A 26,325-nucleotide genomic window follows, 5' to 3' on the forward strand; every position below is an offset into this window, starting at 1 on the left:
CGCCGTGGTCAGGCATCCCTTACGATGGTGAGGCTTGCCTTACTGTCAGCGAGCCCTGATCCAAAAGGAATCCGCTCCATGAAGTTCTCCCTCCCCGTGGTCGGCGCCATGACGTTCGCCGCCCTGAGCCTCACGGCCTGCGCGTCGGACGACGCCGCCTCCGGTGACCTCACGGTCAAGGCGTCCGACTCGTCGTGCAAGATCTCGTCGACCAAGCTCGATGCCGGCCCTTCGACCTTCAAGGTCACCAACGGCGGCAGCAAGGTCACCGAGTTCTATGTGTACGCCGACGGCGACCGCATCATGGGCGAGGTCGAGAACATCGGTCCCGGGCTGTCGCGCAACCTCGTCGTCGACCTGCCCAAGGGCACGTACGAGGGCGCCTGCAAGCCCGGCATGATCGGCGACGGCATCCGCGAGACCATCACGGTCTCCGGTGACCCCGCCAAGAAGCTGTCGGACTCCGAGGAGCTCAAGGCTGCCGCCGACAGCTACGCCCGCTACGTGAAGTCGCAGTCGGACGCGTTGATCGTCAAGACCGAGGAGTTCGTCACGGCCGTCAAGGCCGGCAACGTCGACGAGGCCAAGAAGCTCTTCCCGATCGCTCGTACCTACTGGGAGCGGATCGAGCCCGTCGCCGAGAAGTTCGGTGACCTCGACCCGATCACCGACGGCCGTGAGCCCGATGCGATCGCCGAGGGCGTCGACTTCACCGGCTGGCACCGCATCGAGAAGCAGCTCTGGGTCTCCAACAACACCGAGGGCATGGACAAGTACGCCGACCAGCTCCTGACCAACGTCAAGGAGATCGTCAAGCTGGGCCAGGACGCCCCGCTGACGGCGCTCGAGCTCGCCCAGGGCTCGAAGGGACTGCTCGACGAGGTTGCGACCGGCAAGATCACCGGCGAGGAGGACGAGTTCAGCCACACCGACCTGTGGGACTTCAAGGCCAACATCGAGGGCTCGCAAGCCGCCATCGCGTCGCTGCGCCCGGTCCTCGAGGCCCAGGACCCCGCGCTCGTCAAGGAGCTGGACACCAAGTTCAAGGCGCTCGACGCCGAGCTCAACCAGTACCAGGACACGTCGACCGGCGACTGGAAGTTCTACGACGAGCTGTCGAAGGACCAGGTCAAGGCGCTCTCGGATGCCGTGGCAGCCGTGAGCGAGCCGATCAGCAAGGTGGCGGCGGTCGTCGCCGCCTCTGCCTGAGACACTGGACGAGTGAGCTCAGACGGTACGTCCACCGAGTCCGGAGTCTCCCGCAGGAAGCTGCTGGGAGCTGCCGGACTCGGCGCGTTGGCTGCTGGTGCAGTGGGTGCCGGCGCGGGCTACGCAGCCGGTGACAAGCCGGTCGAGGTCAAGCCCGACCCCGATGCGCTACCGGTCCCGTTCGAGGGCAAGCACCAGGCGGGCATCGTCACGCCGGCCCAGGACCGTCTCTACTTCGCGGCCCTTGACCTCACCACGGAGAGTCGCGGGGACGTGATCCTGCTCCTCAAGGAGTGGACCGATGCGGCGCGCAAGATGACACAGGGCAATGACGTCGGCGAGTTCGGTGCCGTTGCCGGTTCGCCGTTCGCGCCGCCGGAGGACACCGGCGAGGCGCTCGGCCTTCCGCCGTCGGGACTCACGATCACGGTCGGCTTCGGGCGCGGGATGTTCGTCGACGACCAGGGCAAGCCGCGCTTCGGCCTCGACGGAAAGCTGCCCGAACGGCTCAAGCCGCTCCCGGCATTCTCGGGTGACCGCCTCGATCCGGCGGTCAGCGGCGGCGACCTCGCCATCCAGGCCTGCGCCAACGACCCGCAGGTCGCGGTCCACGCGGTGCGCAACCTCGTACGGATCGCATTCGGGCGCGCCTCGGTGCGCTACTCCCAGATGGGCTTCGGCCGTACGTCGTCGACCTCGTCGGCGCAGGTCACGGCCCGCAACCTGCTGGGCTTCAAGGACGGCACGGCCAACATCAAGGTCGAGGACAAGAAGGATGTCGAGGACTTCGTCTGGGTCCACCCCGATGACGGGCCCGACTGGATGGTCGGCGGCTCCTATCTCGTGACTCGCAAGATCGACATGCGCATCGAGATCTGGGACCGCGAGCCGTTGGAGGGCCAGGAGGCGATCATCGGCCGCACCAAGGGCTCGGGCGGTCCACTCTCGGGCGGCGACGAGTTCGCCGAGATCGACTTCACCAAGAAGCGTGAGGACGGCAAGCCGCTGATCGACATGAAGTCGCACGTACGCCTGGCGCACCCCGACTTCAACAAGGGCGCCAAGCTGTTGCGTCGCGGTTACAACTTCGTCGACGGCTCGAACGGCCTGGGCCAGCTCTCGGCGGGCCTGTTCTTCATCGCCTACCAGCGTGATCCCGAGAAGCAGTTCGTCCAGGTGCAGCGGTCGTTGGCGGGTTTGCAGAACGACACGCTCAACGAATACATCGTGCACGTCGGCTCGGGCCTGTTCGCCTGCCCTCCCGGTGTCGGCAAGAGTGGCTACTGGGGCGAGAAGCTGTTTGCCTGAGGTCGAGGCCGCCCGCGGCCGAGCGCCGAAGGCAGGTTGAACGTCCCGCGGCGAAGCCGCCACCGTGAAACCTCGTGAGGAGACCCGCAACCTCACCGCTGGGGCCATACCAGCGGTATGCTCGTCCTTATGTCTGTTGCTGAAGCCGCACCCAGGACCACGTCGACGCTCGTCACCGCCGAGCGAGTCGCCGAGCTCACCGCGCTGATCCGCACCACGACCGGAGAGACCCGCACGACCCTCTCGCCGCTCAACGGCGAGCCGGTCGCCGAGGTCCCGGTCTCGAGCATCGACGACGTCGATGCGGCCTTCGCCGCCGCGCGTACGGCCCAGCAGGCATGGTCCAAGACGTCGCTGCGCGAGCGCAAGAAGGCGCTGCTGCGCCTGCACGACCTCGTGCTCGAGCACCAGGAAGAGCTGCTCGACCTGATCCAGATCGAGTCGGGCAAGAGTCGCAAGAACGCCTTCGACGAGGTGGCGCACGTCGCCCTGACGGCCCGCTACTACGCGCGCCGGCTCAACAAGCAGCTCAAGCCGCAGCGCCGCAACGGCGCACTGCCGCTGCTCACCAGCATCACGGTGACGCCGCAGCCCAAGGGCGTCGTTGGGCTGATCAGCCCCTGGAACTACCCCCTGACCATGGCGGTCTCGGACGGCATCCCGGCGATCGCCGCCGGCAACGCGATCGTGCACAAGCCCGACAGCCAGAGTCCGCTGATCGCCCTGGCCGGCATCGAGCTGATGCGCAAGGCGGGATTCCCGGCCGACCTCTGGCAGGTCGTCAGCGGTGCCGGGTCCGTCGTCGGCACGGCCATCATCGAGCGCGCCGACTACATCTGCTTCACCGGTTCGACCGCCACCGGCAAGCTCATCGCCCAGCAGGCCGCGGCACGCCTGGTCAGCTGTTCACTCGAGCTCGGCGGCAAGAACCCGATGATCGTGCTGTCCAGCGCCGACATCGACAAGGCCGCCGCCGGTGCCGTCGAGGCATGCTTCTCGTCGGCCGGTCAGCTGTGTGTCTCGATCGAGCGCCTGTACGTTCCCGAGGACCGTTTCGAGGAGTTCAAGACGGCCTTCGTGTCACGGGTGCAACACCTGGCGCTGGGTGCCGCGCTCGACTGGGATGCCGACCTGGGCTCGCTGGTGTCGCAGTCCCAGCTCGAGACCGTCACGGCACACGTCAAGGACGCTGTCGCCAACGGAGCGACGGTGCTCGCCGGAGGCAAGGCTCGCCCGGACCTCGGTCCGTACTTCTACGAGCCCACAGTTCTCGAAGGCGTCACCGAGTCAGCGGAGTGCTTTGCCGGAGAGACCTTCGGGCCGCTGGTGTCGCTCTACCCCTACAAGACGACAGAGGAGGCCATCGCGCTCGCCAATCAGGGCGAGTACGGCCTCAACGCCAGCCTGTGGGGCAAGCCCCGCGAGGCCAAGGCGATCGCCACTCGCATCAAGGCAGGCACAGTCAACATCAACGAGGGCTTCGCGGCGACGTTCGGCAGCGTCGATGCGCCCATGGGTGGCATGCGCCAGTCCGGTCTCGGCCGTCGCCAGGGCGCCGAGGGCATCCTGCGCTACACAGAGCCGCAGTCGATCGGCGTCCAGCGTCTGATGCCGATGACCGGTCCGAGCGCGCTGCAAGCCCGTACGTGGGCCAAGCTGCTGACGCTGGGCCTCAAGGTCCTCCGCAGGACGCCGCGCGCATGAGCAAGGCGTACGACTACGACGTCCTGGTCATCGGCTCCGGGTTCGGTGGCAGCGTCTCGGCGCTGCGGCTGACTGAGAAGGGCTACAAGGTCGCCGTGCTGGAGGCGGGCAAGCGCTACTCCGATGACGACTTCGCCAAGAGCTCGTGGCGCCTGCGCAAGTTCCTGTGGCTCCCGCAGCTCGGCTGCTACGGCATCCAGCGCATCGACAAGCTCAAGGACGTGCTGATCCTGTCGGGTGCCGGCGTCGGCGGCGGCTCGCTGGTCTACGCCAACACCCTGTACGAACCCCTCGACCCGTTCTACAAGGATCCGGCGTGGGGTCACATCACCGACTGGAAGACCGAGCTCGCGCCCTACTACGACCAGGCGAAGCGGATGCTGGGCGTCACGGTCTACCCCTACACGTCCCCGGCCGACGAGGTCGTCAAGAAGGTCGCCGAGCGCATGGGCGTCGGCGGCACGTTCCACCACACGCCGGTCGGCGTGTTCTTCGGCGAGCCGGGGGAGCGGGTCGACGATCCGTTCTTCGGAGGCGCCGGGCCCGAGCGCAACGCGTGCCTCAACTGCGGCGAGTGCATGACGGGTTGTCGCCACAACGCCAAGAACACCCTGGTCAAGAACTACCTCCACCTCGCCGAGAACGCCGGAGCCGAGGTGCACCCGCTCACGACGGCCACCGCCGTACGTCCGCTGCCGGGTGGCGGCTACGAGATCGAGACGCGCCGCACCAACAAGCGGTTCCGCCGACGCAAGACGATCACCGCCGAGCAGGTCGTGTTCTCCGCCAGCACGATGGGCACCCAGAAGCTGCTACACAAGATGAAGGACACAGGCCACCTGTCCGGGATCTCCGACCGGCTGGGACTGCTGACGCGTACCAACTCCGAGGCACTCCTCGGGTCGATCGCGGACGGCAAGGACATCGACTACAGCGAGGGCGTCGCGATCACCTCGTCGTTCCACCCCGACGAGTTCACCCACATCGAGCCCACCCGCTACGGCAAGGGCTCCAACGCGATGTCGCTGATGCAGACCGTGCTCACCGACGGCAGCAGCGACAAGCCGCGCTGGCGCGTCTGGCTCAAGGAGATGTGGACCCAGAAACGCAACCTGTTCAAGCTGTACGACCTGCGCCACTGGTCGGAGCGCACGGTGATCGCCCTCGTCATGCAGACGCACGACAACTCGATCACGACCTACACCAAGCGCGGCATCACCGGCCGGCGCAAGCTGACCTCGAAGCAGGGTCACGGCGCCCCCAACCCGGCGTTCATCGAGCCAGGGCACCGCGCGGTGCAGATGATGGCCGAGGAGATGGGTGGCACGCCCGGCGGCACGATCGGAGAGCCGTTCAACGTCCCGCTGACGGCGCACTTCATGGGTGGCTGTGCGATTGGCGAGACACCAGAGAACGGCGTCGTGGACCCCTACCAGCGACTCTTCGGCCACGAGGGCCTGCACGTCGCCGACGGCTCCACGATCAGCGCCAACCTCGGCGTCAACCCGTCACTGACGATCACGGCGCAGGCGGAGCGGGCGATGTCCTACTGGCCCAACAAGGGCGAGGCGGATCCGCGCCCCGCGGTCGGCGAGAAGTACCGCAAGATCGCGCCGATCGCGCCCCAGAACCCCGTCGTGCCCGCGGACGCCCCAGCAGCGCTTCGCTTGCCGATCATCGGAGTCAGCTGAAGCAGGCGTTTCCCCTGCAATGGCAGGGGAAAGTGTCCGTAACGCACAGAACCCGACCGGGAGGGAGCTCACGGGTCGGGCCCTGTTGTGCCAACTAGAAACCGGCACATGATCTAACGGGAGGGAGTTTTGTTAGATCCACCCTGTAAAACGAGGCGATACACGCATGGTTACGTCGTTACTCAACTATTTTTCCGCCGATAGACTGGGCGCGTGACCCCCGAACATGACCTTGTCCTTGTCGTTGATTTCGGGGCGCAGTACGCGCAGCTGATCGCCCGTCGCGTACGTGAGGCGAGGGTCTATTCCGAGATCGTCCCGCACACCATGCCGGCGGCCGAGATCCTGGCCCGCAAGCCCGCCGCGATCATCCTTTCGGGCGGCCCTTCCTCGGTCTACGAAGCCGGCGCTCCGAGCCTGGATCCGGAGTTGCTCAAGGGCGACGTTCCCGTGTTCGGCATCTGCTACGGCTTCATGGCGATGGCCCAGGCACTGGGCGGCAACGTCGCCAAGACGGGTCAGCGGGAGTACGGACGTACGGCGGTCTCGGTCCTCGAGCCCGGCACGCTCCTCGCCGGCCTGCCCGAGACGCTGACGTCCTGGATGTCGCACGGTGACGAGGTCATCGGCGCTCCCGAGGGGTTCACGGTCAACGCCAACTCCCCGCGAGCCACGGTCGCCGCGTTCGAGGACACCGGCCGCCGCCTCGCCGGCGTGCAATGGCACCCCGAGGTCATGCACAGCGAGCACGGCCAGCGCATTCTCGAGCAGTTCCTGGTCGAGATCGCCGGCTGCCGGCAGACCTGGACCAGCAGCAACATCGTCGAGGAGCAGGTCGAGCTCATCCGCCAGCAGGTCGGCGACTCGCGAGTCATCTCCGCGCTCTCAGGTGGCGTCGACTCCGCCGTGTCCACTGCGCTGGTGCAGCGCGCCATCGGCGACCAGCTGACCGCGGTGTTCGTCGACCACGGACTGCTCCGCGAGGGCGAGGCCGAGCAGGTCGAGAAGGACTACGTGAAGGCCACCGGCGTCGACCTGAAGGTCGTCGACGCCAAGGACCAGTTCCTCGGCTTCCTCGCCGGTGTCTCCGACCCCGAGGAGAAGCGCAAGATCATCGGCCGCGAGTTCATCCGGGTGTTCGAGGCCGCGGAGCGCGAGGTTCTTGCGACACCCGGCCCGCCGGTGAAGTTCCTCGTGCAGGGCACGCTCTATCCCGATGTCGTCGAGTCAGGTGGGGGAGCGGGTGCCTCCAACATCAAGAGCCATCACAATGTCGGTGGCCTGCCCGAGGATCTCGAGTTCAGCCTGATCGAGCCGCTGCGCACGCTGTTCAAGGACGAGGTGCGCGACGTCGGCCGCCAGCTCGGCATCCCCGAGGCCATCGTGGGCCGTCACCCGTTCCCCGGTCCGGGACTCGCGATACGCATCGTCGGCGCCATCGACGCCGATCGGCTGCGCATCCTCCGCGCGGCCGATCTGATCGTCCGCGAGGAGACCACGGCGGCCGGCCTTGACGGAGACATCTGGCAGTTCCCGGTCGTCCTGCTCGCCGACGTCCGCTCGGTCGGCGTCCAGGGCGACGGGCGTACGTACGGTCACCCGATCGTGCTGCGACCGGTCTCCAGCGAGGACGCCATGACGGCCGACTGGAGCCGCCTGCCGTACGACGTGCTGGAGCGCATCTCCACACGCATCACCAACGAGGTCGACGAGGTCAACCGCGTGGTCCTCGACATCACCAGCAAGCCCCCCGGCACGATCGAGTGGGAGTAGGTCTCACCAGCTCCGGATGACGGCGCCCTTCGGGCCCGCCACGAGGGTCTGGGCCGGCACGTCCTCGGCGACAACTGCGCCAGCGGCGATCACCGAGTCGCGGCCGATCGTGACGCCGGGCAGGATCGTTGCGCCGGCGCCAATCCACACGTTCTCCTCGACGTCGATCGGCTCGCCCGTCAGCCAGATGCGCCGATCGTCGGTGTCGACCGGGTGTCCGCCGGTGATGAATGTGACCTTCGGAGCAATCATCGTGCGCGAAGCGATGCGAATGCCGGCGTAGTCGAGGAATGTGCACCCCTGGTTGATGAACACATGCTCCGCAAGATCGAGATTGCGGCCGTGATCGGTGAAGAACGGCGGATAGATGGTCACGCGATCCGGCAGTGGCCTCCCGAGGATCTGCTCGAACAGTGCCGACTTGCCTGCCTCGTCCTCAAACGGGAGCACGTTCAGGCGAGAGGTCAGCGCGGTGACCTCAAGAACCCTCTCGGACATGGCCTTGAACTCGGGACTGTGGATGCGGATGAGGAAGTCGTTGGGCATCCCACGATGGTCTCCCGATGTCCGTGAGCCGAGTGGAAGACACGCTCCATCCGAGGCCTTGTTAGGCTCGAAGGAGTCAATCGGAGGGCAACAACGTGAGTGGAACGGCTTCGCCGCAGCAGAAAAAGCTGCTGATCGGGCTGCTTGCTGTCGCCGTCCTGGCCGTGGGCGGGTTCGCCGCCTGGCGGCTGACCAGCGGCGACAGTGGCGACGACGACAAGGTCACCCCTGAGACGAGCTCGGTGACCCAGCTGCCGACCGAGGACCCGTCGCCCGCCCCGTCGCCGACGGCAACACCGCGCTGTGAGGGGCCCGACACCTCGTTGCAGAACGCTCCGGAGACCAGCCTGCTCCCCGACTGCGGTGAGCCTGTCGTGACGCATGACGAACAGAAGAAGTCCGGTCTCGGCCTGGGCTGCGGCGGCACCTACCCCGTGATCCTCTACAAGACCACGACAAGTGGCGCCAAGACGTCGATCTGCGGCACCGACGCCACCGGCGAGAAGTTCCGCATGGTGACCCAGGAACGGGGCGGACCGGTCCTCGACATGGCTGCCAGCTACGACTCGCAGCGCGATGCCTTCGTCGCACGCAAGGACGGCACGTCATACTCCGTGCTGGCCTACAACGGGTCGCTCGTCGTCACCAAGAACGGTCAGTCCACGACCCAGACGTCCGACAACGACTGGATCTCGCTCGACAACGAGAGTGACGATCTGTGACGGTTTCGGCGTCGCCCCGGCGGGTACGTCTCGTGCATGACGAACGATCCCGGTTCGACCAACCCTGACACGAGCTCAGATCCTGCGCTCGACGACGGCGACTCCGACTGGTCGTCCGAAGGCGGTGCGACCGAGCGCGGCCCGGCGACCGATCATGACGCCCATGATGACGACGACTCATGACGACCAACAGTCGGCTCGTGGATGCGACGCCGGCCCAGGTCTGGGACGTGCTGTCCGACGGTTGGCTCTACCCCGTCTGGGTCGTCGGAGCCGCCCGTATGCGCGAGGTCACCGAGGACTGGCCCGGCGTCGGCGCCAAGCTGCACCACTCGGTCGGGATGTGGCCGGTCATGCTCGACGACAACACGGAAGTCCTCGACTCGTCGGTCGGACGCCGGCTGAGGCTCAAGGCCCGCGCCTTCCCGGCCGGCGCCGCCGAGGTGGAGATCCGGTTGGCGGCTGAAGGCGCCCGGACCCGCGTGACGATCACCGAGAAGGTCGTCGACGGGCCGGCAAGGCTCGTCCCTCCGCCGGTCGAGTCGGCGGCGATGAAGTGGCGCAACACCGAGACACTCAGACGCCTCGCCTACGTCGTCGAGGGCCGCCGCTGACTCAGCTCAGCCGGTCGAGGCGTTCCTTGGCGCGGGCCAGCTCCTTGTGAGCGGTGTCGCGGGCCTTCGTCGCCTGTGTGACGGCACGCTGGAGTCCGCGTGAGTCGGCATCCGCCTCCGCCACGTCGTCTTGCAGGACGTTGAGCTCCTCCTTGAGATCGCGGATGCGCTGGTGCAGCTCGGCTCGGGCGAGCTCGTTGGCCTCGTACGCTGACTCGCTCTCCTTGAGCTCGGCGTCCGCCCGGTTGGCGGCATCGGCTGCCTCGGCGACCAGGTCGCGGGCCTCCTCCGTACGGGCGGCACGCGGATCGGGAAGGTCCGGCACGGACTTCAGGCGGCGCTCCCGGGGCCGGGAGTCACGGGGCTCGAGCTCGACGTCGGGCAGTGCGACGCTGTCGGACAGGTCGATGAACCCCATACCGGCGCCGGACAGTGCGCTGACCAGCAGGCCTGCTTGTACGGCTCTCGCCGCGTCGGGGTCCGCCAGGGCTGCCTTGATCGTCTCGTCGACGCCGTTCATGACTGCCGGTGCATGTGACAGGTCGTGCTCCTCGGCGAGCTCGACGGTCTCGGCGGCGATGCGACGCAACAACGTCTTGCGCTCGGCGTTGAGCTCCCTCAGCCGCCCGCCATCGCCCTGCTCCTGGGCCTCACGGAGATCCTCGCCGAGCTCGACGACCTCCTGCAGGAGCTCGTCGGCCTCGCGCGCCAGCAGGTTGACCAGCGCCGCCGCGGCGCTGGGCTTGCGCAGCTCGCCGATCGCCTTGCTCAGGGCCAGGTCACCCGCCGCCCGGGCGGCGGCGACGCGCTCCTTGCGTGCCGCGACGAACTCCCCCAGAGGCACGGAGTAGAGGTCGTGGGCGATCGAACCGAGATCCATGACGCCACCTTAGGGCTGGTTTGCGGCTGACCCGCTCGGGTACGTCTCCTCGTATGACCTCGCTGTGGCTGGACCGTTCCCAACCCGTTGCCGATGACCTCCTTCCGGCAGATGGCCGCGTCGACGTGCTCGTCGTGGGTGGTGGCATCACCGGGCTGACGACCGCCCTGTTCCTCGCGCGTTCGGGTGAGCACGTCGCACTGGTGGAGGCACGGACGATCGGCGCGGTCACGACGGGCAACACCACCGCCAAGGTCTCGCTGCTCCAGGGCACCCGGCTGTCCACGATCCTGCAGCGACAGTCGAGGCAAGTCGCCCAGGCGTACGTCGATGCCAACCTCGAGGGGCAGCAGTGGTTGCTGCGGTTCTGCGAGGACCACGACGTGCCCTTCCAGGTGCGCGACGCCATCACGTACGCCGGGACGGCCGACGACGTCGATGCGGTTCGTGCCGAGCACGAGGCTGCGGGCTCGCTTGGCCTGGACGTCGGTTGGGCCGACTCCCTGGACGTACCGTTCCCCGTGCATGGCGCCGCCGTGCTGCCGAACCAGGCGCAGCTCGATCCCATGGACGTCCTCTCTGCGCTCGCGGCGCAGGTGAAGTCGCACGGCGGAACGATCCACCAGCAGTGTCGTGTGGTCGCAGTCTCGAAGACCGGAAGCCCGCGTGTCGAGCTCGACAGCGGTGAGTCCCTTCAGGCCGGGACGGTCGTGCTGGCCACGGGCACACCGATCCTCGATCGGGGCCTCTACTTCGCCAAGCTCGAGCCGCAGCGCTCGTACGCGCTCGCCTTCACGCATCCCAGTCCGCCCACCGCGATGTATCTGTCGGCCGGCAGCTCGACCCGGTCGCTCCGCGATGCTCCCGGGCTGGAAGGGGACTTCCTGCTGGTCGGAGGCAGCGGTCACACGGTGGGACGGGGTGGCTCCGAGCTGGCGCACGTCGACGAGCTGCGTGGTTGGACGGCGCGTCATTTCCCGGAGGCCGTGGAGACCCATGTCTGGTCGGCGCAGGACTACGGGTCGCACGACGCGATCCCGTACGTCGGGAAGCTGCCGCGAGGTCTGGGCAACATCCATGTCGCGACCGGCTACGGCAAGTGGGGCATGACGAACGGAGTCGCCGCCGCGCGCAGCATCTCCGGGCAGATCCTGGGCAGCACTCCGTCATGGTCGAAGGTTCTCCGGCGCCGGATCACGCGACCCGCTGGGGTGCTGCACGGCGCGTCGATCAATGTCGGAGTCGCGGTGGCGGGGACGAAGGGTTTGGTGTCCGCCGAGCTCCACAGGTCACCCGACTCGACGGCCGAGGGAGATGGCGAGGTCGGCAGGCGGGGACTCGTACCCACCGGCACGTCCACCGTGGACGGCCGTACGCGCAAGGTCGCCGCGATCTGCACCCACCTCGGGGGCATCCTCGAGTGGAACGACGCCGAGTGCACGTGGGACTGCCCGCTCCACGGTTCGCGTTTCTCACCCGATGGCGAGGTGCTCGAGGGCCCGGCCACGCGGCCGTTGCGGCGGCGGTAGTTCAGACTGTTCCCACAGGGATTTTCACACGTGTGCACACTTCCTTCGGACTAGTCACATCTGGTCACTGGAACAAGTCGGGGACGCCGTCGCCGTCAGCGTCGATGTGCTCGCGCGCGTCGATGTCGCGATAGCGACGGTTGCGGGCGGTCAGCACGATCGCGGCGGCCAGCGCGGAGATCACGGAGCCGACCAGCACGCCGATCTTGACGTGCTCATCGGCGACGTTGCCCACGCCGTACGCCAGCTCGCCGATCAGCAGCGACACCGTGAACCCGACGCCGCCGAGCATCGCGACACCGAACACATCAGGCCAGCCGAGGTCCTCGTCGAGCTGTGCGCCGGTGAACGTCGACATCAACCAGGTGGCCAGGAAGATGCCAACCGTCTTGCCGATGAACAGGCCCGCAATGATGCCCAGCGTGATCGGCTCGGTCATGGCGTCCGTGAAACCCTGCCAGCCCTCGACGTGCACGCCGGCGGCAAAGAACGCGAACACTGGCACGGCCACGGCAGCTGACAGCGGGCGGAACTGGTGCTCGAAGTGCTCGGCGAGCCCGACACCGTCGCCGCCGTCGCTGCGCAGGACCGGTACGGCGAAGGCCAGCAGGACGCCCGCGACCGTCGCATGCACGCCGGAGGCGTGAACCAGCGCCCAGGTGACCCCGGCGAGTGGCAGCAGGATCCACCACGATCGGACGCGGCGTTGGACCAGGACGGTGAACGCGGCCAGGGGGAGCAGTGCGAGCAGCAGGTAGCCGAGGTGCAACGACGAGGTGTAGAAGACCGCGATGATGATGATCGCGATGAGGTCGTCGACGACGGCGAGCGTGAGCAGGAACGTACGCAGGCCGCTGGGCAGGTGACTGCTGATCACCGCCAGGACGGCCAGTGCGAAGGCGATGTCGGTCGCGGTCGGGATGGCCCAGCCCCGCAGCGACTCCCCGAGGTTGAACAGGACAAAGACGACTGCGGGTACCGCCATGCCGCCGAGCGCCGCGACGACGGGGAGCGCTGCACGCTGCGGGTCGCGGAGGTCGCCGGCGACGAACTCGCGCTTGAGCTCGAGACCCGCGACGAAGAAGAAGATGGCCAGCAGGCCGTCGGAGGCCCACCCGCCGACGGTCAGGTGGAGGTGCAGCGACTCCGGCCCGAACGCCGTGTCACGAAGGTTGGCGTAGGAGTCTCCGACATTGGCGGCGATGATCGCGGCCGCCGCGGCCACCAGCAGCAGCACCCCGCCGAGGGTCTCCTGACGCAGGATCTCAGCTATTCGTGAAGCCTCAGGCCACGAGCGCCTTCCGAACAGTCGAGAGACCATGCGATCACTCTAACGTCGTGCTAAGATAGGTGAAGATTCAACTATATAGGAGACCGATCATGCCCGTCACCCGCCTCAACCACGCGGTCCTCTACGTCCGTGACGTGGACGCCAGCGTCGCGTTCTACGCCAAGACCCTCGGGTTCACGACGGTCATGTCGTTCCCCGGTGCGGCCTTCCTCCAGGCCAGCGGAAGCACCAACGACCACGACCTCGGGCTGTTCCAGATCGGCGCGCAGGCCGGACCGTCAGGCGCCGGGCGTACGACCGTCGGGCTCTACCACCTGGCGTGGGAGGTCGACACGCTCGACGAGCTCGCCGCCACCCGCCAGCGCCTCGCGGACGCGGGCGCCCTGGCCGGTGCCACGGACCACGGCACGACCAAGGCGTTGTATGCCAAGGACCCCGATGGCATCGAGTTCGAGGTCAGCTGGCTGGTGCCCGCCAACCAGCTCACCCAAGACGTGCTCGACTCGCGCACGACCATGAACCCGCTCGACCTCGAGGCCGAGATCGCCCGCTTCGGCGGGCAGACCCTCGGCGGGATCGGTGTCTCGATCAACGCCTGACCGATAGCCTTCCGCTCATGCCGGATGTCGCGATCGCCGCGCCCAACGAGGCAGCCGCAGACGCCGGTGAGCGGATCGCCCATGCGGGCGGCAACGCGACCGACGCCGCGATCGCGGCCGCCTTGGTGACGATGGTCAACGAGGTCGGCATCGTCTCGCTGAGCTCCGGCGGTTTCATCACGGTGCAGCCGGCAGACGGCAGCGACCCGCACACCGTCGACGGCTGGATGGACATGCCGGGACGTGATCGTACGCTCGGCGGCGGCACGTGGGACATCGACACCGACTACGGCGGTGGGGTGACCGTCACGATCGGTGCGGGATCAGTCGCGTGCCACGGGTCGGTCGCAGCCTTCGGCGAGGCTCACGCGCGGTGGGGGAGCGTGCCGTGGCGAGAGCTCGTGGCGCCGGCGATCGAGGTTGCTCGTGGCGGGTTCCAGCTCGGCTCGGCGTCGCGCTACTACCTCGAGTACGTCCACGACGACATCTTCGGCTGGGACGAGCAGAGCCGAGCCGCCGTGCACGATGACGACGGTGCGATCACGGAGGGGCTCATCGAGCTGCCTGACCTCGTCGGCGCCCTCGAGCTGATCGTCCAGGAAGGCCCGTCGGCGCTCCATACCGGTGACCTGGCGCGGTTGATCAGCGACGACGTGATCGACCGCGGCGGCATCCTCGGCCCCGACGACCTCGCGGCCTACCGTCCACGTGTCCGCCCATCGCTGACGTCGACGGTGGGTGAGTGGCAGCTCGGCACCAATCCGCCGCCGTCGGTGGGCGGAGTCTGCGTCGCGGCGATGCTGCGGCTGCTCGAGGGTCACCCCAGCGCCGACGTCGAGCACCTCGTACGCGTGCAGCGCGCCGTGCTCGGACACCGCCTTGACACCCTCGACCACAGCGACGACCTCGAACGGGACGCCGCAGCGTTCCTCGACCTCGTCGACCGCGACCACCTCGCCGTGCTCGAGTCAGGCTCGACCGCACATGTCTCGGCGACCGACAGCGACGGCGGCGCCTGTGCCGTGACCGTCTCGTCGGGCTACAGCTCCGGCATGATCGCCAAGGGCACCGGCATCTGGCTCAACAACTGCCTCGGCGAGCAGGAGCTCAACGCCAAGGGGCTTCACGGGCTCGAACCCGGCACCCGGCTGCTCTCCAACATGGCACCGACCGTGGGCCACCACCCCGACGGCTCGTCGATCGCGATCGGGTCGCCGGGTGCCGACCGCATCACCACGGCGATCGTTCAGGTGCTGGCGGGCTTCATCAACGGCGGGCTCGGCCTGCAGGATGCCGTCAACCATCCGCGCGTCCATGTGCACCGAGCCGGCCGGCCCGACGAGGACGTCAAGGTCGAGCGCACGCCGACGATGTACTTCGGCGGTGTCGGTGTGACCCTCCGCAAGCCCGACGGGCGACTGGTCGCCGCGGCCGATCCGCGACGCGACGGAGCCGTACGCCTCATCCATGGCCGCGATGGTGTGTGATGGACACGTGATGCTGCCACTCGTGATTGCCCACCGGGGCGTGCCGGGCGAACGCCTCGAGCACACCCGCCCGTCCTACCTCCTCGCGATCGAGCAGGGCGCCGACTTCATCGAGCCCGATGTCGTCAGCACCAGCGACGGGATCCTCGTCGTACGCCACGAGAACGAGATCGACGGCACGACCGACGTCGCCGACCGGCCGGAGTTCGCCGACCGCAAGGCGACCAAGATCGTCGACGGGGTCTCGCACACCGGCTGGTTCACCGAGGACTTCACGCTCGCCGAGCTCAAGACCCTGCGCTGCAAGGAACGCATCCCCGACCTGCGACCCGGCAACGTGGCGCTGGCCGGCACCGAGGAGATCCTCACCCTCGACGAGGTGCTCGACATCGCCGAGACGGCGGGCGGCGAAGCACCGGTCGGTGTCTACATCGAGACCAAGCACCCGAGCTACTTCGAGAGCATCGGCATCAGCCTCAACGACATGCTGATCGAGACGCTGGAGCGACGCGGGTTCAACGACGAGGACTCGACTGTCGTGATCCAGTCGTTCGAGTCGGCCAACCTGCGCGCGCTGCGGCCGCGTACCCCCGCAATGCTCGTGCAGCTGATGTCGGTCGAGGGCCAGCCGGCGGACTTCACGGTCGCCGGCGACGCGCGGACGTACGACAACTTGCGCAGCGACGAAGGGCTCGCGTTCGTGGCGGAGTACGCCGACGCGATCGGGCCGTTCAAGGAGCTCGTGGTCAAGCCCGGCGCCGGCCCGACCGGGCTCGTCGAACGTGCGCACGCGGCAGGGCTGGACGTGCATGTCTGGACGATGCGCAACGAGAACGCGTTCCTTCCGCCCGCCATGCGGGTGGGCACAGAAAAGCTCGCCCACGGCGATGCCGTGAGCGAGCTCCTTCAGTTCTTCGACGCCGGCATTGACGGCGCCTTCTCCGACTTCACGTCGACTGCGGTGCAGGCTCGCTCCCAGTGGTTGCAGAGTCAGTAGCCTCGGCCCACACGGTCTGGGCCGCCGCCGGTCGAGCCGGCATGAGCACCCAGGCGACGATGTAGGCCAGGATGAGCGTCCCGGCGCCGAGCAGGGTGCACACGGCGACGACGAGACGGATCAGGTTGGCGTCGATGCCGGTGTAGTCGGCGATGCCTCCGCAGACGCCTCCCAGCCACTTGTCGTCAGGATTGCGGGTGAGCTTCTTCATGGTCACTTCTTTCTGAGGAGGACGGGTCGTCCTCGATGTGTGGGGTGGTGAGCTGCTTGGGCTTCCAGAACGTCGCGATGACGCCGAGGAGGCCAAGTCCGATGAGTACGGCCGAGGAGGCCAGGCTGAGCTCGCGCGGGGTGAGCCAGTCCTGCTTCCAGACGGCCCACTGGCCGACGCCGGCGAGGAACATCAGGCCGAAGGCGAGGCTGCTCCAGCGGAACGGATGACGTGTCATGACCGGATCACCTCGACATTGCCGATGTTCTGGTCGATCTCGATCGTCAGGGCCGAGCCGGCTCCCGTCGCCGGGAACAGGATCTCGTTGTCGGTGCCGTGCTCCTTGCGGCCGAACACCGAGAGCTCGCCGAGCCTGAGCTCGCCGTCGATCACGACGTTGAGTCCCTCGGGCACGATGACCTTGGTCTGACCGATGCCGTTGTCGAGCGTGATCGTGCGGCCCAGCAGCGCGGTCGGATCCGTGACCTCGGTGAGATCGAGCTCGAGGAGCCCGACGCCATGGTTGTACGAGGAGTGGACGCCCGCTGCCGTCGTGGGGGTGGGGCTCTGCTCACCGATACGTCCGTTGGGGAGCGCCGAGCCGACCGCCAGCACGAGACCGAGCACGAGGCCCAGGAAGATCAGCGGTCCGCCATAGCCCCAGAAGGTGCCGATGACCAGGCCGACGCCGGTGATGGCAAGGGCCACCGCGACGTACGACGTCCACTCGATGCCGTCATGCGTGTCGGCGTAGATGCGGGTGACGGCGACGCCGATCGCGATGAGCGACAGGGTCAGGAGCGGGAGCGCCTTCGACTTCGGCTGTTTGGCGTGGGCGATCTTCTCGGCGACCTTCTTGTCGATCTTGGCCTGGACCTCGGCGGTGATCGACTCACTCGTCGGCATCTCGGCCATGACCTGCGCCTTGATGGCCTCCTTGTCGCTCTTGCGGGGCCGTACGACGAAGACGTAGTAGAGCGCTGCCAGCGGGATCACGATCCAGCCGATGCCCCACCAGTTGCCCCAGTCGCCCAGGAGTCCGAAGACGGCGATGATGCCGGCCGCGATGAGGCCGATCCGGCGGACCTGCTCCTCGTTGTCGTCGAGCTTGAACCACTCGGCGGCGATGCTCTTGTCCTCGTCCTCGGACGGCATGAGCAGCCACGCCGCGGCATACAGGATGGCGCCCGCGAAGCCGGCGAGCGCGAGCACCACGATGACGATGCGCACGATGACGGGGTCGATGTTGAGGTACTTCGCGACACCGGAGCACACACCAGCGACCCAACGGTCGTCGGTGGAGCGCTCGACATCGGTGATGGTGCGCAGCTTGTGTGGATCGAACTCGTCGTCCGGGCCCGCGGTGCGGGGCGTTTCCTGTGTGTCGTTCATACATCCATCGTGGCTGAACGTGGACTGCCTCACCATCGGGTACGACCCTGAAACCGCTGGAACGACGATCAGGGTGGACAAGGGTCGTCCCTGGTAGCGCCTGCGCGCGCGTACGTGTGACGATCTTTGGGTGACCCAGACCAGCGCGCCCCGCTATCGCCGCGCCTACCGGCCGGCAGACCGCCGCATGGTGGGCGGCGTGGCGATGGGTCTCGCCGACCATTTGGGTGTCGGGGTGCTCTACGTGCGCCTCGCGTTCGTCGTGCTCACCTGGCTCAACGGCATCGGCATCATCGCCTACCTGCTGCTGTGGCGCTTCCTGCCGCTGCGCCAGCCCGAGCTGTCGCCGGGCCTCGAGGCCGCGACCCGCCAGGGCCTGCGCACCAGCCCCAACCGGGCAGGATCTGCCGAGATCCTCCAGACGCTGGCGATCGGCACGGTCGGGGTCGGCGTGCTGCTGTTCCTGCAGGTCACCGGTCGCGGCATCAGTGACGCGCTCGTCGGTCCCGCTCTGGTCGCAGTCGTCGGCCTGACCGTCATCTGGCGCCAGTTCGACGACGTCGCCTGGCGGCGCTGGATGCGCCAGACGAGTGGCATGGGCTTCGCGGTCCGCATCGCCGCCGGTGGTGTGCTCATCGCGCTGGCCGGAATCTTCTTCCTCACGCAGGAGCGCGGCTGGGGGGCGATGCTCGACCTGGCGTCCGCCCTCGGCGTCGCGCTGATCGGCCTCGCACTGATCCTCGGGCCGTGGATCAGCAAGCTGCTCGGCGACCTCACGGAGGAACGCCGCGCGCTCGTACGCTCGCAGGAGCGTGCCGACGTCGCCGCCCACCTGCACGACTCGGTGCTCCAGACCCTCGCGCTGCTGCAGAAGAACGCCGGCGACCAGGCCACCGTGGCGACGCTCGCCCGGCGCCAGGAGCGTGAGCTGCGGGCCTGGCTCTACGGCACCGACGAGCAGGCCGGCGACTCGCTCGTCGCGGCACTGCGGGCCTCGGCGGCCGACGTCGAGGACGCGCATCGCGTACCCGTCGAGGTCATCGCGGTCGGTGACGCACCGCTCGACCCCGACGTCAGCGCGGTCGCCAAGGCAGCGCGCGAAGCCATGATCAATGCCGCCAAGCACGCCAAGGTCGACCGCATCGACGTCTACGCCGAGGCCAACGCCGAGACCGTCCAGGTGTTCGTCCGCGACCGTGGCGTCGGGTTCGACGCCGACAAGATCGCGGAGGACCGGATGGGCGTACGCGGCTCGATCGTCGATCGCGTCGAACGCCACGGGGGTACCGTGACGATTCGCAGCAATCCCGGCCAGGGCACCGAGGTGGCCATGTCCGTGCCGGTACGCCACGCCGAACCCGTACCCGAGGAGACCAAGCAATGACCACCCTGCGCGTCGCGATCGTCGACGACCACGCGATGTTCCGGCGCGGAGTCCGCGCCGAGATCGACGGACCCGTCGAGATCGTCGCGGAGGCCGAGGACGTCGAGAGTGCCGTCGAGGTGCTGGTCGAGTCCAAGCCCGACGTCGTGCTGCTCGACGTGCACATGCCCGGCGGGGGAGGCCTCGAGGTCATCCGTCGCCTGCATGTGCGTCATCCCGACATGAAGTTCCTGGCCCTGTCCGTCAGCGATGCCGCCGAGGACGTCATCGGCATCATCCGTGCCGGCGCCCGTGGCTATGTCACCAAGAACATCTCGGGTCCGGAGCTGCTCGACGCGATCGACCGGGTCGCGGCGGGTGATGCGGTGTTCTCGCCGCGTCTTGCGGGGTTCGTCCTCGATGCGTTCGCCGGGACGATCGAGGTCGCCCAGATCGACGAGGACTTCGACCGGCTCACCGAGCGCGAGCGCGAGGTCATGCGGCTCATCGCCCGCGGCTATGCCTACAAGGAAGTCGCCAAGGAGCTCTTCATCTCGATCAAGACCGTCGAGACCCACGTCTCGAGCGTGCTGCGCAAGCTGCAGCTGTCGAGCCGTCACGAACTGACCCGCTGGGCCAACGACCGCCGCCTCATCTGACGCGATTTGTGACGTTCTAGGCGCTTCGCGCCCCGGATAGCGCCTTGAACGTCACAAATCGCGGAGTCAGCGGTGGAGTGCTGCGCCCTTGAACGACTTGTCGACGGCATTCCTGGCACCGCGTACGGCGATGCCGACCAGGTCGAGGTCCGCGGTCGCGACCTTGCGTACCGCTGCCCGGTTGTCGCGGTCGTTGCCGGTCGCGAACATGTCGCGGGTGTAGACCGCGATCGCCATGCCCCGGGCGAGCAGCTTGCCGTGCGTCGTCGTGAGGCGCTCGCTGTCGCCGGAGAGCACGACGACGGGCTGACGGATCAGCGGCAGGTACGTCTGCCCGTCGGCGTCCTCGTACGGCTCACCGATGAGCTCGGGGTCGGCCGAAGCGATGCCGCTGATGAGGAACGCGGTGACGTTGAGCGCCTGCCACGGCTCGAGGTCCTCGTGCAGCAGCACGGCGATCTTGGTGTCGAAGCGGATGGGTTCGAGGTCGTCCATGCGTCAAGCATCGGCCGCGCGGCCGCGCCCGGTCTTGTACGTTTCTGACATGTCGACCGGCGAGCGGGTCCGCGCCTGGCGTCCGGACGTGCCAGGCGTCGACGAGGTGCTGCACGCACACTTCACCGAGCACGCCTATCCGGCACACACGCACGACCACTGGACCCTGCTGCTGGTCGACACCGGTGGGGTTGAGTACGACCTGGCACATCACCACCATCAGGCTGCTCCCGGGTCACTCACGGTGCTCCCGCCGCACGTCCCGCACGACGGTCGCGCCGCCATCGCTGGCGGATTCGACAAGCGCGTCGTCTATGTCGATGACCGCTGGCTCTCGAGCGAGCTGGTCGGCGCTGCCGTACGTCAGCCGTCCCTGCGTGACGACTCGTTGACGCGTGCGATGGCTCGACTCCACGACGCGCTGACCTCACCCGGCGACGAGCTCGAGGCGGAGTCGCGACTGGCGTTCCTGAGCGAACGCATCACGCAACACCTCGACCACTCCGCGGAGCCGTTGTCGACGCGCCGCGAGTCGCGGCTTGCCCGGCTCATCCGTGACCGGCTCGACTGCGCGCCGGAGTCGACGCCGACGTTGGCGTCGATCGCGGCGGACCTCGGTGTCCACGCGTCACACGCCGTACGCGTGTTCAGCCGCGAGTACGGCATGCCGCCGCACCGGTACGTCACGGGGCGGCGCATCGACCGGGCCCGCCACCTCTTGCTCGACGGCACGCCGGTGGCCGGCGTCGCCGCGGCGGTCGGGTTCTACGACCAGGCACACCTGACGCGGCACTTCCGGCGGGTCCTGGGCGTGACGCCCGGCGCGTACGTTCGCCACGCCGCCTGACCCTGCCTGGTGCAGGGGGCACAATGAACGTCGTGCAGGTTGACGTCCTCGGGCCGGTCAGGGTGCTCGTCGAAGATCGCGAGGTCGATCTCGGCGGGCCGCGCAGCCGCGCCCTCGTCGCCCGCCTCGCAATCGACGCGGGTCATCCCGTGAGCGCGTCAGCACTGATCGACGACCTGTGGGGTGCCGACGTGCCCGCAGACGCGGTCAACGCACTCCAGTCGGTCGTGTCACGCACCCGGCGCAAGCTGCCCGACGGGTCACTGGAGTCGACGTCCGCCGGCTACGTGCTGCGCTGCGACGCGGTCGACTCCGCGGAGTTCGAACGACTCGTCGCCGCAGGTCAGGCCGGCCAGGCGCTCACGCTGTGGCGTGGAGAGGCGTTCGCCGACGTGCTCACGTTCCCGTTCGCCCAGAGCGCCGCCGGACGACTCAACGAGCTGCGCCTGTCGGCCGTCGAGGCGAGCCTCGAGGGCCGATCCGACGCCGGCGTCATCGCCGAGCTCGGCGAGCTGACCGCGGCGCATCCCTACCGCGACGGGTTCTGGCGACTCTACCTGTCTGCACTCGCATCCCACGGTCGCGCCAACGAGGCGCTGACGGCGTACGAGGAGCTCCGGGCCATGCTCGCCGATGAGCTCGGCGCCGACCCTTCGGCGGAGCTGCAAGACCTGCACGTGTCGATCCTGCGAGGAGAGGCGGCGCGACCACGGCGTACGACCTCGTCGCTGCCGGTCGGCGTGACGACCTTCGTGGGCCGCGACAAGGCGATGGCCGATCTGACCGCGGCACTCGGCACGCATCGCCTGGTGACGATCATGGGCCCCGGCGGAGTGGGCAAGACCCGCTTGTCGATCGAGACCGCCCGTCGGGCGGCCGACGCGTTCGACGAGATCTGCCTGGTCGAGCTCGCACCCGTGACCGGCGGTGACGACATCGTCTCGACGATCCTGTCGGCACTCGGCCTGCTGGAGATCTCGGTGACCGACCGTCGCACCTCGGGCGGGCCCACCGACGAGCGCACGCGGCTGATCGACGCGCTGTCCTCGCTTCGGATGCTGCTGATCCTCGACAACTGCGAGCACCTGATCGACGACGTGGCGGCGGTGACCGAGGACCTGCTCACGCACGCCGCCAAGCTGGTCGTGATCACGACGAGTCGCGAACCGCTGCGGATCCTCGGCGAATACGTCTACCCGGTCGACCCCCTGACGCATCCGGAGTCGACCGCGACCCCTGCCGAGGCGCTGGAGTTCAGTGCGGTGCAGCTGTTCGTGCAGCGAGCCCAGGCGGCTGACCCGGCATTCACGCTGGACTCGACGACCCTGCCGGGTGTGCTCGAGATCTGCTCGCGTCTCGACGGTCAGCCCCTGGCGCTCGAGCTGGCAGCGGCCCGGCTGCGTTCGTTGACGGTGGAGCAGATCGCGCACCGGCTCTCCGACCGGTTCAGGCTCCTGACGGGCGGAAGCCGTACGGCCCTGCCGCGTCATCGCACCCTGCGCGCCGTCGTCGAGTGGAGCTGGGACCTGCTCGAGGACGACGAGCGTGACCTCGCCGAGCGGATCGCGGTCTTCCCCGGGGGCGTCACGGCGGCCAGCGCAGCGGCGGTGTTCGACGAGTCAGAACGGACGATCGAGCTGCTCGAGTCGCTCGCCGACAAGTCGCTGCTGATGCCGATCAAGGCCGAGACGCCGCGCTTTCGGATGCTCGAGACGCTCCGTGAGTACGGCATCGAGCAGCTGATCGAGCGTGGCATCGTGCAGAAGGTACGTACGGCTCACGTCGACTACTTCCTCGCGTTCGCCCAGGAGCACGAGCTCGACCTGCGCGGACCTCGCCAGCTCGAGGCGTTCGCCGCCTTCGACACCGAACGAGGCAACATCAGCGCTGCCCTCCGCTTCGCAGTCGACCAGCAGGACCGTGATCGCGCGGCCCGGATGCTGGCGACTCACGGGTGGTACTGGGCGACGCGCAACCAGGACGCCGAGGTGCTGTCCTGGGCCGCCACGGTCGGCGCGCTTCCCGGCCGGTCCGATCCGACCAGTGAGATCGGCGTACGCGTCCTGCAGATCGTCGCCGCAATGGCATCGGAGAACCGTGACCTGGTCGGCGAGTACGTCGACGAGATCCTTGAGCTGTGGGACACCGGTGAGGCCAAGGGCCCTTACGTCGACATGGCGATGGCGACGATCGACTACTTCGGCAAGCTCGGGGATCGCCAGCTGGTGCCGCCGAAGGACCCGTGGACTGCGGCGGCGATCAAGCTGATGCGCGTGGTCCTCATGGACAACGCCGGAACCCTCGGAGGTGTGGCCGACACGCTCGACGAGGCGATCGAGGGCTTTCGGTCGGTGGGCGACCGCTGGGGAATTGCCACGTCGCTGGGGCAGCGGGCGACCCTCGAGGCGTATGGCGGCGATGCGGAGGCGGCGCTCAGGACGCTTGAGGAGACTGTCCCGTCGCTCGAAGCCCTCGGGGCGACGGAAGATCTCGAGTTCACCCGGATGAAGATGGTCGGGCTGCGGCTCTCGGCGGCCACCCCCGATGACCTGCCGGAGCTCAGGACGATGCTCGAGGAGCAGCTGGCCTCGGCCGAGGCCGCAGGTGTGCACCGGGCGACCTACATCGCGCGACTCTCGATGGCCAACCTCGACCGGATTGACGGCAACCCCCAGGCGGCGGTCGCGGCGATCGAGTCGTTGATCGGCGAGTGGGACGATCCTGATGACCAGATCATCGGCAGCCGGCAGATGAAGGCGACCGTGATCGCGGCCCTCGTCCTGGCGAAGACTGCTGCAGGTGATCTCGGGGGAGCGGCATCGAGCCTGGCTGAGGCAGCAGTTCATGGCCGGGCCAGCGACGACATGCCGGTCGTCTCGCACGTTGCCGTGGCGTCCGCCGTCCTGGCGGGTGCCACGGGTGATCTCGAGCTGGCGGCGCGACGCATGGGCGCGGCCGACTCGATCCGCGGCGTCGTCGATGCGATGCACCGTGATGCCCGGGAGCTGATCGTGATGCTGCGCGAGCAGATGGGCGATGTGGCCTACGAGCGCGCGTACGCCGAAGGCCTCGCCCTGGAGCAGGACGAGGCCATCGGGCTGACGCTGGGACCGGCCTAGGCCTTGCGGCGGTAGGCGCGCACGGCCAGCGGCGCGAAGATCGCCAGGATGATTCCGGCAGTGCCCAGTGCGATGAACGCGTCGTGGGCGACGGGTCCACCGGTCAGCAGACCGCGTACGGCGTCGGTGAGGTGCGTGACGGGATTGACCTTCACGAACGCCTCCAGCCAGCCCGGCATGGTGTCCGCTGACGCGAACATGCTCGAGCCGAACGTCAGCGGGAACAGCGCGAGGAACGCGAAGCCCTGCACCGATCCGGCCTCTCGGGCGATCATGCCGAGCCAGATCGCGATCCAGCACAGGCACCAGGCGAACACCAGGACCAGCAGCGCCGCGGTCAGGACCGACAGCACCGAGGTGGTCGGGCGGTAGCCGATGATGAACCCGAACACCAGGCTCACCGTGATGGTGATGGCGTAGCGCAGGCACTCGGCGATCGTTGCGCCGACGAGGGGCGCCGACCGGGGGATGGGCAGAGCCCGGAACCGGTCGAAGACGCCCTCCTTGATGTCGGTGTTGAGATTGACTCCGATGCTCATGGTGCTGAACAGCACGGTCTGGATCATGATGCCGGGGAGCACGAACTGCAGGTAGTCGTGCGTGTTGCCGGCGATCGCGCCGCCCAGGACGTACACGAAGATCAGCAGGAACAGCGCAGGCTGCAGCGTCACGTCGAAGAACTGTTCGGGATGGCGCATCATCTTCTTGATCGAGCGTCCGGCGAGGACCAGTGCGTGGCGGAGCCACGGGAACCAGCTGGCGGTCTCGTAGTCGGACGCCGACGGGGTCAGCTGCGGGGCAGCGGTGGCGGTGCTCATGGAACCAGCTCCAGTTCGTCGGTGGCGTCGTCCGCCGGGGCGGGCTTGCCGGTGAGGGTGAAGAAGACCTCGTCGAGGTCGGGCAGCTTGAGCGCGAGCTCGGTGACCGCGATGCCGCGCTGGCCGAGGCCCGCGACGACCTCGGTAAGGGCGCTGCCGTCCGTGACGGGTACGGCGAGGAGTCCCTTGGCGGGCTGTTCGACCGGGCGTCCGGTGATGTTCGTCAGCAGGGCGGTGACGTCGGCGAAGTCACGCTCATGCGTCGGGCGGACCTGCAGGGAGCGGCCGCCGACGATGCGCTTGAGCTCCTCGGGCGTGCCTTCCGCGATGACCAGTCCGTTGTCGATCACCGCGATCGAGTCGGCCAGGGCGTCGGCCTCGTCGAGGTACTGCGTCGTCATCAGGACGGTCGTCCCCTGGTCGGTGAGCGACCGTACGACATTCCACATGTCGTCGCGCTTGCTCGGGTCGAGGCCGGTCGTCGGCTCGTCGAGGTAGATCACCTGAGGCCGACCGACCAGGCTCGCGGCCAGGTCGAGCCGGCGACGCATGCCGCCGGAGTAGGTCCGCGTACGGCGATCCGCCGCCTCGGTGAGTCCGAACTGCTCGAGGAGCTCCTCGGCGCGCTGGGCGGCCGAGGCGCGGGTCAGGTCGAGCAGACGGGCGACCAGGACGAGGTTCTCGCGGCCGGTCAGCTGCTCGTCGACCGAGGCGTACTGCCCCGTGAGGCCGATCGAGCGACGTACCCCGTCGGGGTCCGTGGCGAGGTCGTGGCCCGCGATGGTCGCGTGACCCGCATCGGGCTGCAGCAGGGTGGCGAGGATGCGTACGGCGGTGGTCTTGCCGGCTCCGTTGGGGCCGAGGACACCGAGCACGGATCCTTCGGGGACGGCAATGTCGATGCCGTCGAGGGCTTTGGTGTCGCCGAAATGCTTGACGAGCCCTTCGGCGTGAATGGCGTAGTTGTTCATGTCTCCACGATGGACGGACCCGCTGGCATCGCCCTGTCATCCCGCTGACAGCCCTGATCGCCGCTGACAGGGTCTCGACGACCGGCGGTGCCACGATGCT

Annotated in this window: 25 protein-coding genes; 16 read left to right on the forward strand and 9 right to left on the reverse strand. The window is 68.1% G+C overall.

From position 1 onward, the window contains the following. The first annotated feature begins 78 nt into the window (after nucleotides 1-78). The 5 genes from efeO (at nucleotide 79) to guaA (ending at nucleotide 7,685) form a co-directional block, all read left to right on the forward strand. The gene (efeO, locus tag ABD683_RS12520; RefSeq protein ID WP_344770285.1) at nucleotides 79-1,209 is read left to right on the forward strand and encodes an iron uptake system protein EfeO; all 1,131 of its coding nucleotides are present in this window, start codon (nucleotides 79-81) and stop codon (nucleotides 1,207-1,209) included. 12 nt (nucleotides 1,210-1,221) lie between these two features. Further along, nucleotides 1,222-2,517, forward strand: a complete 1,296-nt coding sequence (gene efeB / locus ABD683_RS12525; protein WP_344770286.1) for an iron uptake transporter deferrochelatase/peroxidase subunit — start codon at nucleotides 1,222-1,224, stop codon at nucleotides 2,515-2,517. Between the two features lie 129 nt (nucleotides 2,518-2,646). Continuing rightward, complete coding sequence (locus ABD683_RS12530; protein WP_344770287.1) at nucleotides 2,647-4,221, forward strand: succinic semialdehyde dehydrogenase; 1,575 nt, start codon at nucleotides 2,647-2,649, stop codon at nucleotides 4,219-4,221. Continuing rightward, entirely contained in the window at nucleotides 4,218-5,912 is a 1,695-nt protein-coding gene (locus ABD683_RS12535) for a GMC oxidoreductase (protein ID WP_344770288.1), read from the forward strand. Before ABD683_RS12530 ends, ABD683_RS12535 begins: the two co-directional genes overlap by 4 nt. A 213-nt stretch (nucleotides 5,913-6,125) precedes the next feature. Further along, nucleotides 6,126-7,685 (forward strand): glutamine-hydrolyzing GMP synthase, encoded by a 1,560-nt coding sequence (gene guaA / locus ABD683_RS12540; protein ID WP_344770289.1) that lies wholly within the window; start codon nucleotides 6,126-6,128, stop codon nucleotides 7,683-7,685. A gap of 3 nt (nucleotides 7,686-7,688) precedes the next feature. Here the strand turns inward: guaA and ABD683_RS12545 are convergent, their stop codons facing one another. Continuing rightward, nucleotides 7,689-8,231 carry a sugar O-acetyltransferase gene (locus tag ABD683_RS12545; RefSeq protein ID WP_344770290.1) on the reverse strand — a complete coding sequence of 181 codons (543 nt, stop codon included), beginning with the start codon at nucleotides 8,229-8,231 and terminating at the stop codon, nucleotides 7,689-7,691. Nucleotides 8,232-8,326: 95 nt separating this feature from the next. On the opposite strand from ABD683_RS12545, the gene ABD683_RS12550 reads away from it, so the two are divergent. The 3 genes from ABD683_RS12550 to ABD683_RS12560 are packed head-to-tail and all read left to right on the forward strand — an operon-like array spanning nucleotide 8,327 to nucleotide 9,567. Beyond that, complete coding sequence (locus ABD683_RS12550; RefSeq protein ID WP_344770291.1) at nucleotides 8,327-8,953, forward strand: hypothetical protein; 627 nt, start codon at nucleotides 8,327-8,329, stop codon at nucleotides 8,951-8,953. Nucleotides 8,954-8,989: 36 nt separating this feature from the next. Continuing rightward, on the forward strand, nucleotides 8,990-9,136 hold the full coding sequence (locus ABD683_RS12555) for a hypothetical protein (protein ID WP_344770292.1): 147 nt from the start codon (nucleotides 8,990-8,992) through the stop codon (nucleotides 9,134-9,136). Further along, nucleotides 9,133-9,567, forward strand: a complete 435-nt coding sequence (locus tag ABD683_RS12560; RefSeq protein ID WP_344770293.1) for an SRPBCC family protein — start codon at nucleotides 9,133-9,135, stop codon at nucleotides 9,565-9,567. The genes ABD683_RS12555 and ABD683_RS12560 overlap by 4 nt, the downstream gene beginning before the upstream one ends. 1 nt (nucleotide 9,568) lies before the next feature. Here ABD683_RS12560 and ABD683_RS12565 read toward each other — a convergent pair whose 3' ends face one another. Continuing rightward, the gene (locus ABD683_RS12565; RefSeq protein WP_344770294.1) at nucleotides 9,569-10,447 is read right to left on the reverse strand and encodes a hypothetical protein; all 879 of its coding nucleotides are present in this window, start codon (nucleotides 10,445-10,447) and stop codon (nucleotides 9,569-9,571) included. A 53-nt stretch (nucleotides 10,448-10,500) separates the two neighbouring features. Between ABD683_RS12565 and ABD683_RS12570 the strand changes: the two genes are divergently transcribed. Continuing rightward, the gene (locus ABD683_RS12570) at nucleotides 10,501-11,976 is read left to right on the forward strand and encodes an FAD-dependent oxidoreductase (RefSeq protein WP_344770295.1); all 1,476 of its coding nucleotides are present in this window, start codon (nucleotides 10,501-10,503) and stop codon (nucleotides 11,974-11,976) included. A gap of 64 nt (nucleotides 11,977-12,040) precedes the next feature. Here the strand turns inward: ABD683_RS12570 and nhaA are convergent, their stop codons facing one another. Then, nucleotides 12,041-13,297 carry a Na+/H+ antiporter NhaA gene (nhaA, locus tag ABD683_RS12575; protein WP_344770296.1) on the reverse strand — a complete coding sequence of 419 codons (1,257 nt, stop codon included), beginning with the start codon at nucleotides 13,295-13,297 and terminating at the stop codon, nucleotides 12,041-12,043. Between the two features lie 59 nt (nucleotides 13,298-13,356). Here nhaA and ABD683_RS12580 point away from each other — a divergent pair, with 59 nt between their 5' ends. The 3 genes from ABD683_RS12580 to ABD683_RS12590 are packed head-to-tail and all read left to right on the forward strand — an operon-like array spanning nucleotide 13,357 to nucleotide 16,350. Further along, the gene (locus ABD683_RS12580; protein ID WP_344770297.1) at nucleotides 13,357-13,866 is read left to right on the forward strand and encodes a VOC family protein; all 510 of its coding nucleotides are present in this window, start codon (nucleotides 13,357-13,359) and stop codon (nucleotides 13,864-13,866) included. 17 nt (nucleotides 13,867-13,883) lie between these two features. Then, nucleotides 13,884-15,353 (forward strand): gamma-glutamyltransferase, encoded by a 1,470-nt coding sequence (locus ABD683_RS12585; RefSeq protein WP_344770298.1) that lies wholly within the window; start codon nucleotides 13,884-13,886, stop codon nucleotides 15,351-15,353. Between the two features lie 10 nt (nucleotides 15,354-15,363). Further along, nucleotides 15,364-16,350 carry a glycerophosphodiester phosphodiesterase gene (locus tag ABD683_RS12590; protein WP_344771600.1) on the forward strand — a complete coding sequence of 329 codons (987 nt, stop codon included), beginning with the start codon at nucleotides 15,364-15,366 and terminating at the stop codon, nucleotides 16,348-16,350. On the opposite strand, the gene ABD683_RS12595 is transcribed toward ABD683_RS12590, so the two are convergent. The 3 genes from ABD683_RS12595 to ABD683_RS12605 are packed head-to-tail and all read right to left on the reverse strand — an operon-like array spanning nucleotide 16,301 to nucleotide 17,953. Then, a complete protein-coding gene (locus ABD683_RS12595) occupies nucleotides 16,301-16,561 on the reverse strand; it encodes a PspC domain-containing protein (RefSeq protein WP_344770299.1) in 261 nt (86 codons plus the stop codon). The genes ABD683_RS12590 and ABD683_RS12595 overlap by 50 nt on opposite strands. Continuing rightward, nucleotides 16,536-16,799 carry a hypothetical protein gene (locus tag ABD683_RS12600; RefSeq protein ID WP_344770300.1) on the reverse strand — a complete coding sequence of 88 codons (264 nt, stop codon included), beginning with the start codon at nucleotides 16,797-16,799 and terminating at the stop codon, nucleotides 16,536-16,538. Before ABD683_RS12600 ends, ABD683_RS12595 begins: the two co-directional genes overlap by 26 nt. Continuing rightward, complete coding sequence (locus ABD683_RS12605) at nucleotides 16,796-17,953, reverse strand: PspC domain-containing protein (RefSeq protein WP_344770301.1); 1,158 nt, start codon at nucleotides 17,951-17,953, stop codon at nucleotides 16,796-16,798. The genes ABD683_RS12600 and ABD683_RS12605 overlap by 4 nt, the downstream gene beginning before the upstream one ends. Nucleotides 17,954-18,083: 130 nt before the next feature. Here ABD683_RS12605 and ABD683_RS12610 point away from each other — a divergent pair, with 130 nt between their 5' ends. Next, nucleotides 18,084-19,337 (forward strand): PspC domain-containing protein, encoded by a 1,254-nt coding sequence (locus ABD683_RS12610; RefSeq protein ID WP_344770302.1) that lies wholly within the window; start codon nucleotides 18,084-18,086, stop codon nucleotides 19,335-19,337. Next, complete coding sequence (locus tag ABD683_RS12615; RefSeq protein WP_344770303.1) at nucleotides 19,334-19,975, forward strand: response regulator; 642 nt, start codon at nucleotides 19,334-19,336, stop codon at nucleotides 19,973-19,975. Before ABD683_RS12610 ends, ABD683_RS12615 begins: the two co-directional genes overlap by 4 nt. A 66-nt stretch (nucleotides 19,976-20,041) precedes the next feature. Here the strand turns inward: ABD683_RS12615 and ABD683_RS12620 are convergent, their stop codons facing one another. After that, nucleotides 20,042-20,470 (reverse strand): DUF2000 family protein, encoded by a 429-nt coding sequence (locus ABD683_RS12620; protein WP_344770304.1) that lies wholly within the window; start codon nucleotides 20,468-20,470, stop codon nucleotides 20,042-20,044. A 49-nt stretch (nucleotides 20,471-20,519) separates the two neighbouring features. Between ABD683_RS12620 and ABD683_RS12625 the strand changes: the two genes are divergently transcribed. Both ABD683_RS12625 and ABD683_RS12630 read left to right on the forward strand, forming a co-directional pair. Beyond that, complete coding sequence (locus ABD683_RS12625; protein WP_344770305.1) at nucleotides 20,520-21,317, forward strand: helix-turn-helix transcriptional regulator; 798 nt, start codon at nucleotides 20,520-20,522, stop codon at nucleotides 21,315-21,317. Between the two features lie 32 nt (nucleotides 21,318-21,349). Then, nucleotides 21,350-24,436, forward strand: a complete 3,087-nt coding sequence (locus tag ABD683_RS12630) for an AfsR/SARP family transcriptional regulator (RefSeq protein WP_344770306.1) — start codon at nucleotides 21,350-21,352, stop codon at nucleotides 24,434-24,436. On the opposite strand, the gene ABD683_RS12635 is transcribed toward ABD683_RS12630, so the two are convergent. Both ABD683_RS12635 and ABD683_RS12640 read right to left on the reverse strand, forming a co-directional pair. Next, nucleotides 24,433-25,254, reverse strand: coding sequence for an ABC transporter permease (locus ABD683_RS12635; protein ID WP_344770307.1), 822 nt, complete (start codon nucleotides 25,252-25,254; stop codon nucleotides 24,433-24,435). The genes ABD683_RS12630 and ABD683_RS12635 overlap by 4 nt on opposite strands. Beyond that, nucleotides 25,251-26,225, reverse strand: coding sequence for an ATP-binding cassette domain-containing protein (locus tag ABD683_RS12640; RefSeq protein ID WP_344770308.1), 975 nt, complete (start codon nucleotides 26,223-26,225; stop codon nucleotides 25,251-25,253). Before ABD683_RS12640 ends, ABD683_RS12635 begins: the two co-directional genes overlap by 4 nt. Nucleotides 26,226-26,325: the final 100 nt, after the last annotated feature.

The sequence above is a fragment of the Aeromicrobium panaciterrae genome, from assembly GCF_039537165.1.
Classification (GTDB): Bacteria; Actinomycetota; Actinomycetes; order Propionibacteriales; family Nocardioidaceae; genus Aeromicrobium; species Aeromicrobium panaciterrae.

Bases quoted from the DNA above. Each gene is read 5' to 3' on its own strand.
- efeO (WP_344770285.1), top strand. From the start codon at position 79: ATGAAGTTCTCCCTCCCCGTGGTCGGCGCCATGACGTTCGCCGCCCTG.
- ABD683_RS12530 (WP_344770287.1), top strand. From the start codon at position 2,647: ATGTCTGTTGCTGAAGCCGCACCCAGGACCACGTCGACGCTCGTCACC.
- ABD683_RS12535 (WP_344770288.1), top strand. From the start codon at position 4,218: ATGAGCAAGGCGTACGACTACGACGTCCTGGTCATCGGCTCCGGGTTC.
- ABD683_RS12545 (WP_344770290.1), bottom strand. From the start codon at position 8,231: ATGCCCAACGACTTCCTCATCCGCATCCACAGTCCCGAGTTCAAGGCC.
- ABD683_RS12555 (WP_344770292.1), top strand. From the start codon at position 8,990: ATGACGAACGATCCCGGTTCGACCAACCCTGACACGAGCTCAGATCCT.
- ABD683_RS12560 (WP_344770293.1), top strand. From the start codon at position 9,133: ATGACGACCAACAGTCGGCTCGTGGATGCGACGCCGGCCCAGGTCTGG.
- ABD683_RS12565 (WP_344770294.1), bottom strand. From the start codon at position 10,447: ATGGATCTCGGTTCGATCGCCCACGACCTCTACTCCGTGCCTCTGGGG.
- ABD683_RS12570 (WP_344770295.1), top strand. From the start codon at position 10,501: ATGACCTCGCTGTGGCTGGACCGTTCCCAACCCGTTGCCGATGACCTC.
- nhaA (WP_344770296.1), bottom strand. From the start codon at position 13,297: ATGGTCTCTCGACTGTTCGGAAGGCGCTCGTGGCCTGAGGCTTCACGA.
- ABD683_RS12580 (WP_344770297.1), top strand. From the start codon at position 13,357: ATGCCCGTCACCCGCCTCAACCACGCGGTCCTCTACGTCCGTGACGTG.
- ABD683_RS12585 (WP_344770298.1), top strand. From the start codon at position 13,884: ATGCCGGATGTCGCGATCGCCGCGCCCAACGAGGCAGCCGCAGACGCC.
- ABD683_RS12590 (WP_344771600.1), top strand. From the start codon at position 15,364: ATGCTGCCACTCGTGATTGCCCACCGGGGCGTGCCGGGCGAACGCCTC.
- ABD683_RS12595 (WP_344770299.1), bottom strand. From the start codon at position 16,561: ATGAAGAAGCTCACCCGCAATCCTGACGACAAGTGGCTGGGAGGCGTC.
- ABD683_RS12600 (WP_344770300.1), bottom strand. From the start codon at position 16,799: ATGACACGTCATCCGTTCCGCTGGAGCAGCCTCGCCTTCGGCCTGATG.
- ABD683_RS12605 (WP_344770301.1), bottom strand. From the start codon at position 17,953: ATGAACGACACACAGGAAACGCCCCGCACCGCGGGCCCGGACGACGAG.
- ABD683_RS12615 (WP_344770303.1), top strand. From the start codon at position 19,334: ATGACCACCCTGCGCGTCGCGATCGTCGACGACCACGCGATGTTCCGG.
- ABD683_RS12620 (WP_344770304.1), bottom strand. From the start codon at position 20,470: ATGGACGACCTCGAACCCATCCGCTTCGACACCAAGATCGCCGTGCTG.
- ABD683_RS12625 (WP_344770305.1), top strand. From the start codon at position 20,520: ATGTCGACCGGCGAGCGGGTCCGCGCCTGGCGTCCGGACGTGCCAGGC.
- ABD683_RS12635 (WP_344770307.1), bottom strand. From the start codon at position 25,254: ATGAGCACCGCCACCGCTGCCCCGCAGCTGACCCCGTCGGCGTCCGAC.
- ABD683_RS12640 (WP_344770308.1), bottom strand. From the start codon at position 26,225: ATGAACAACTACGCCATTCACGCCGAAGGGCTCGTCAAGCATTTCGGC.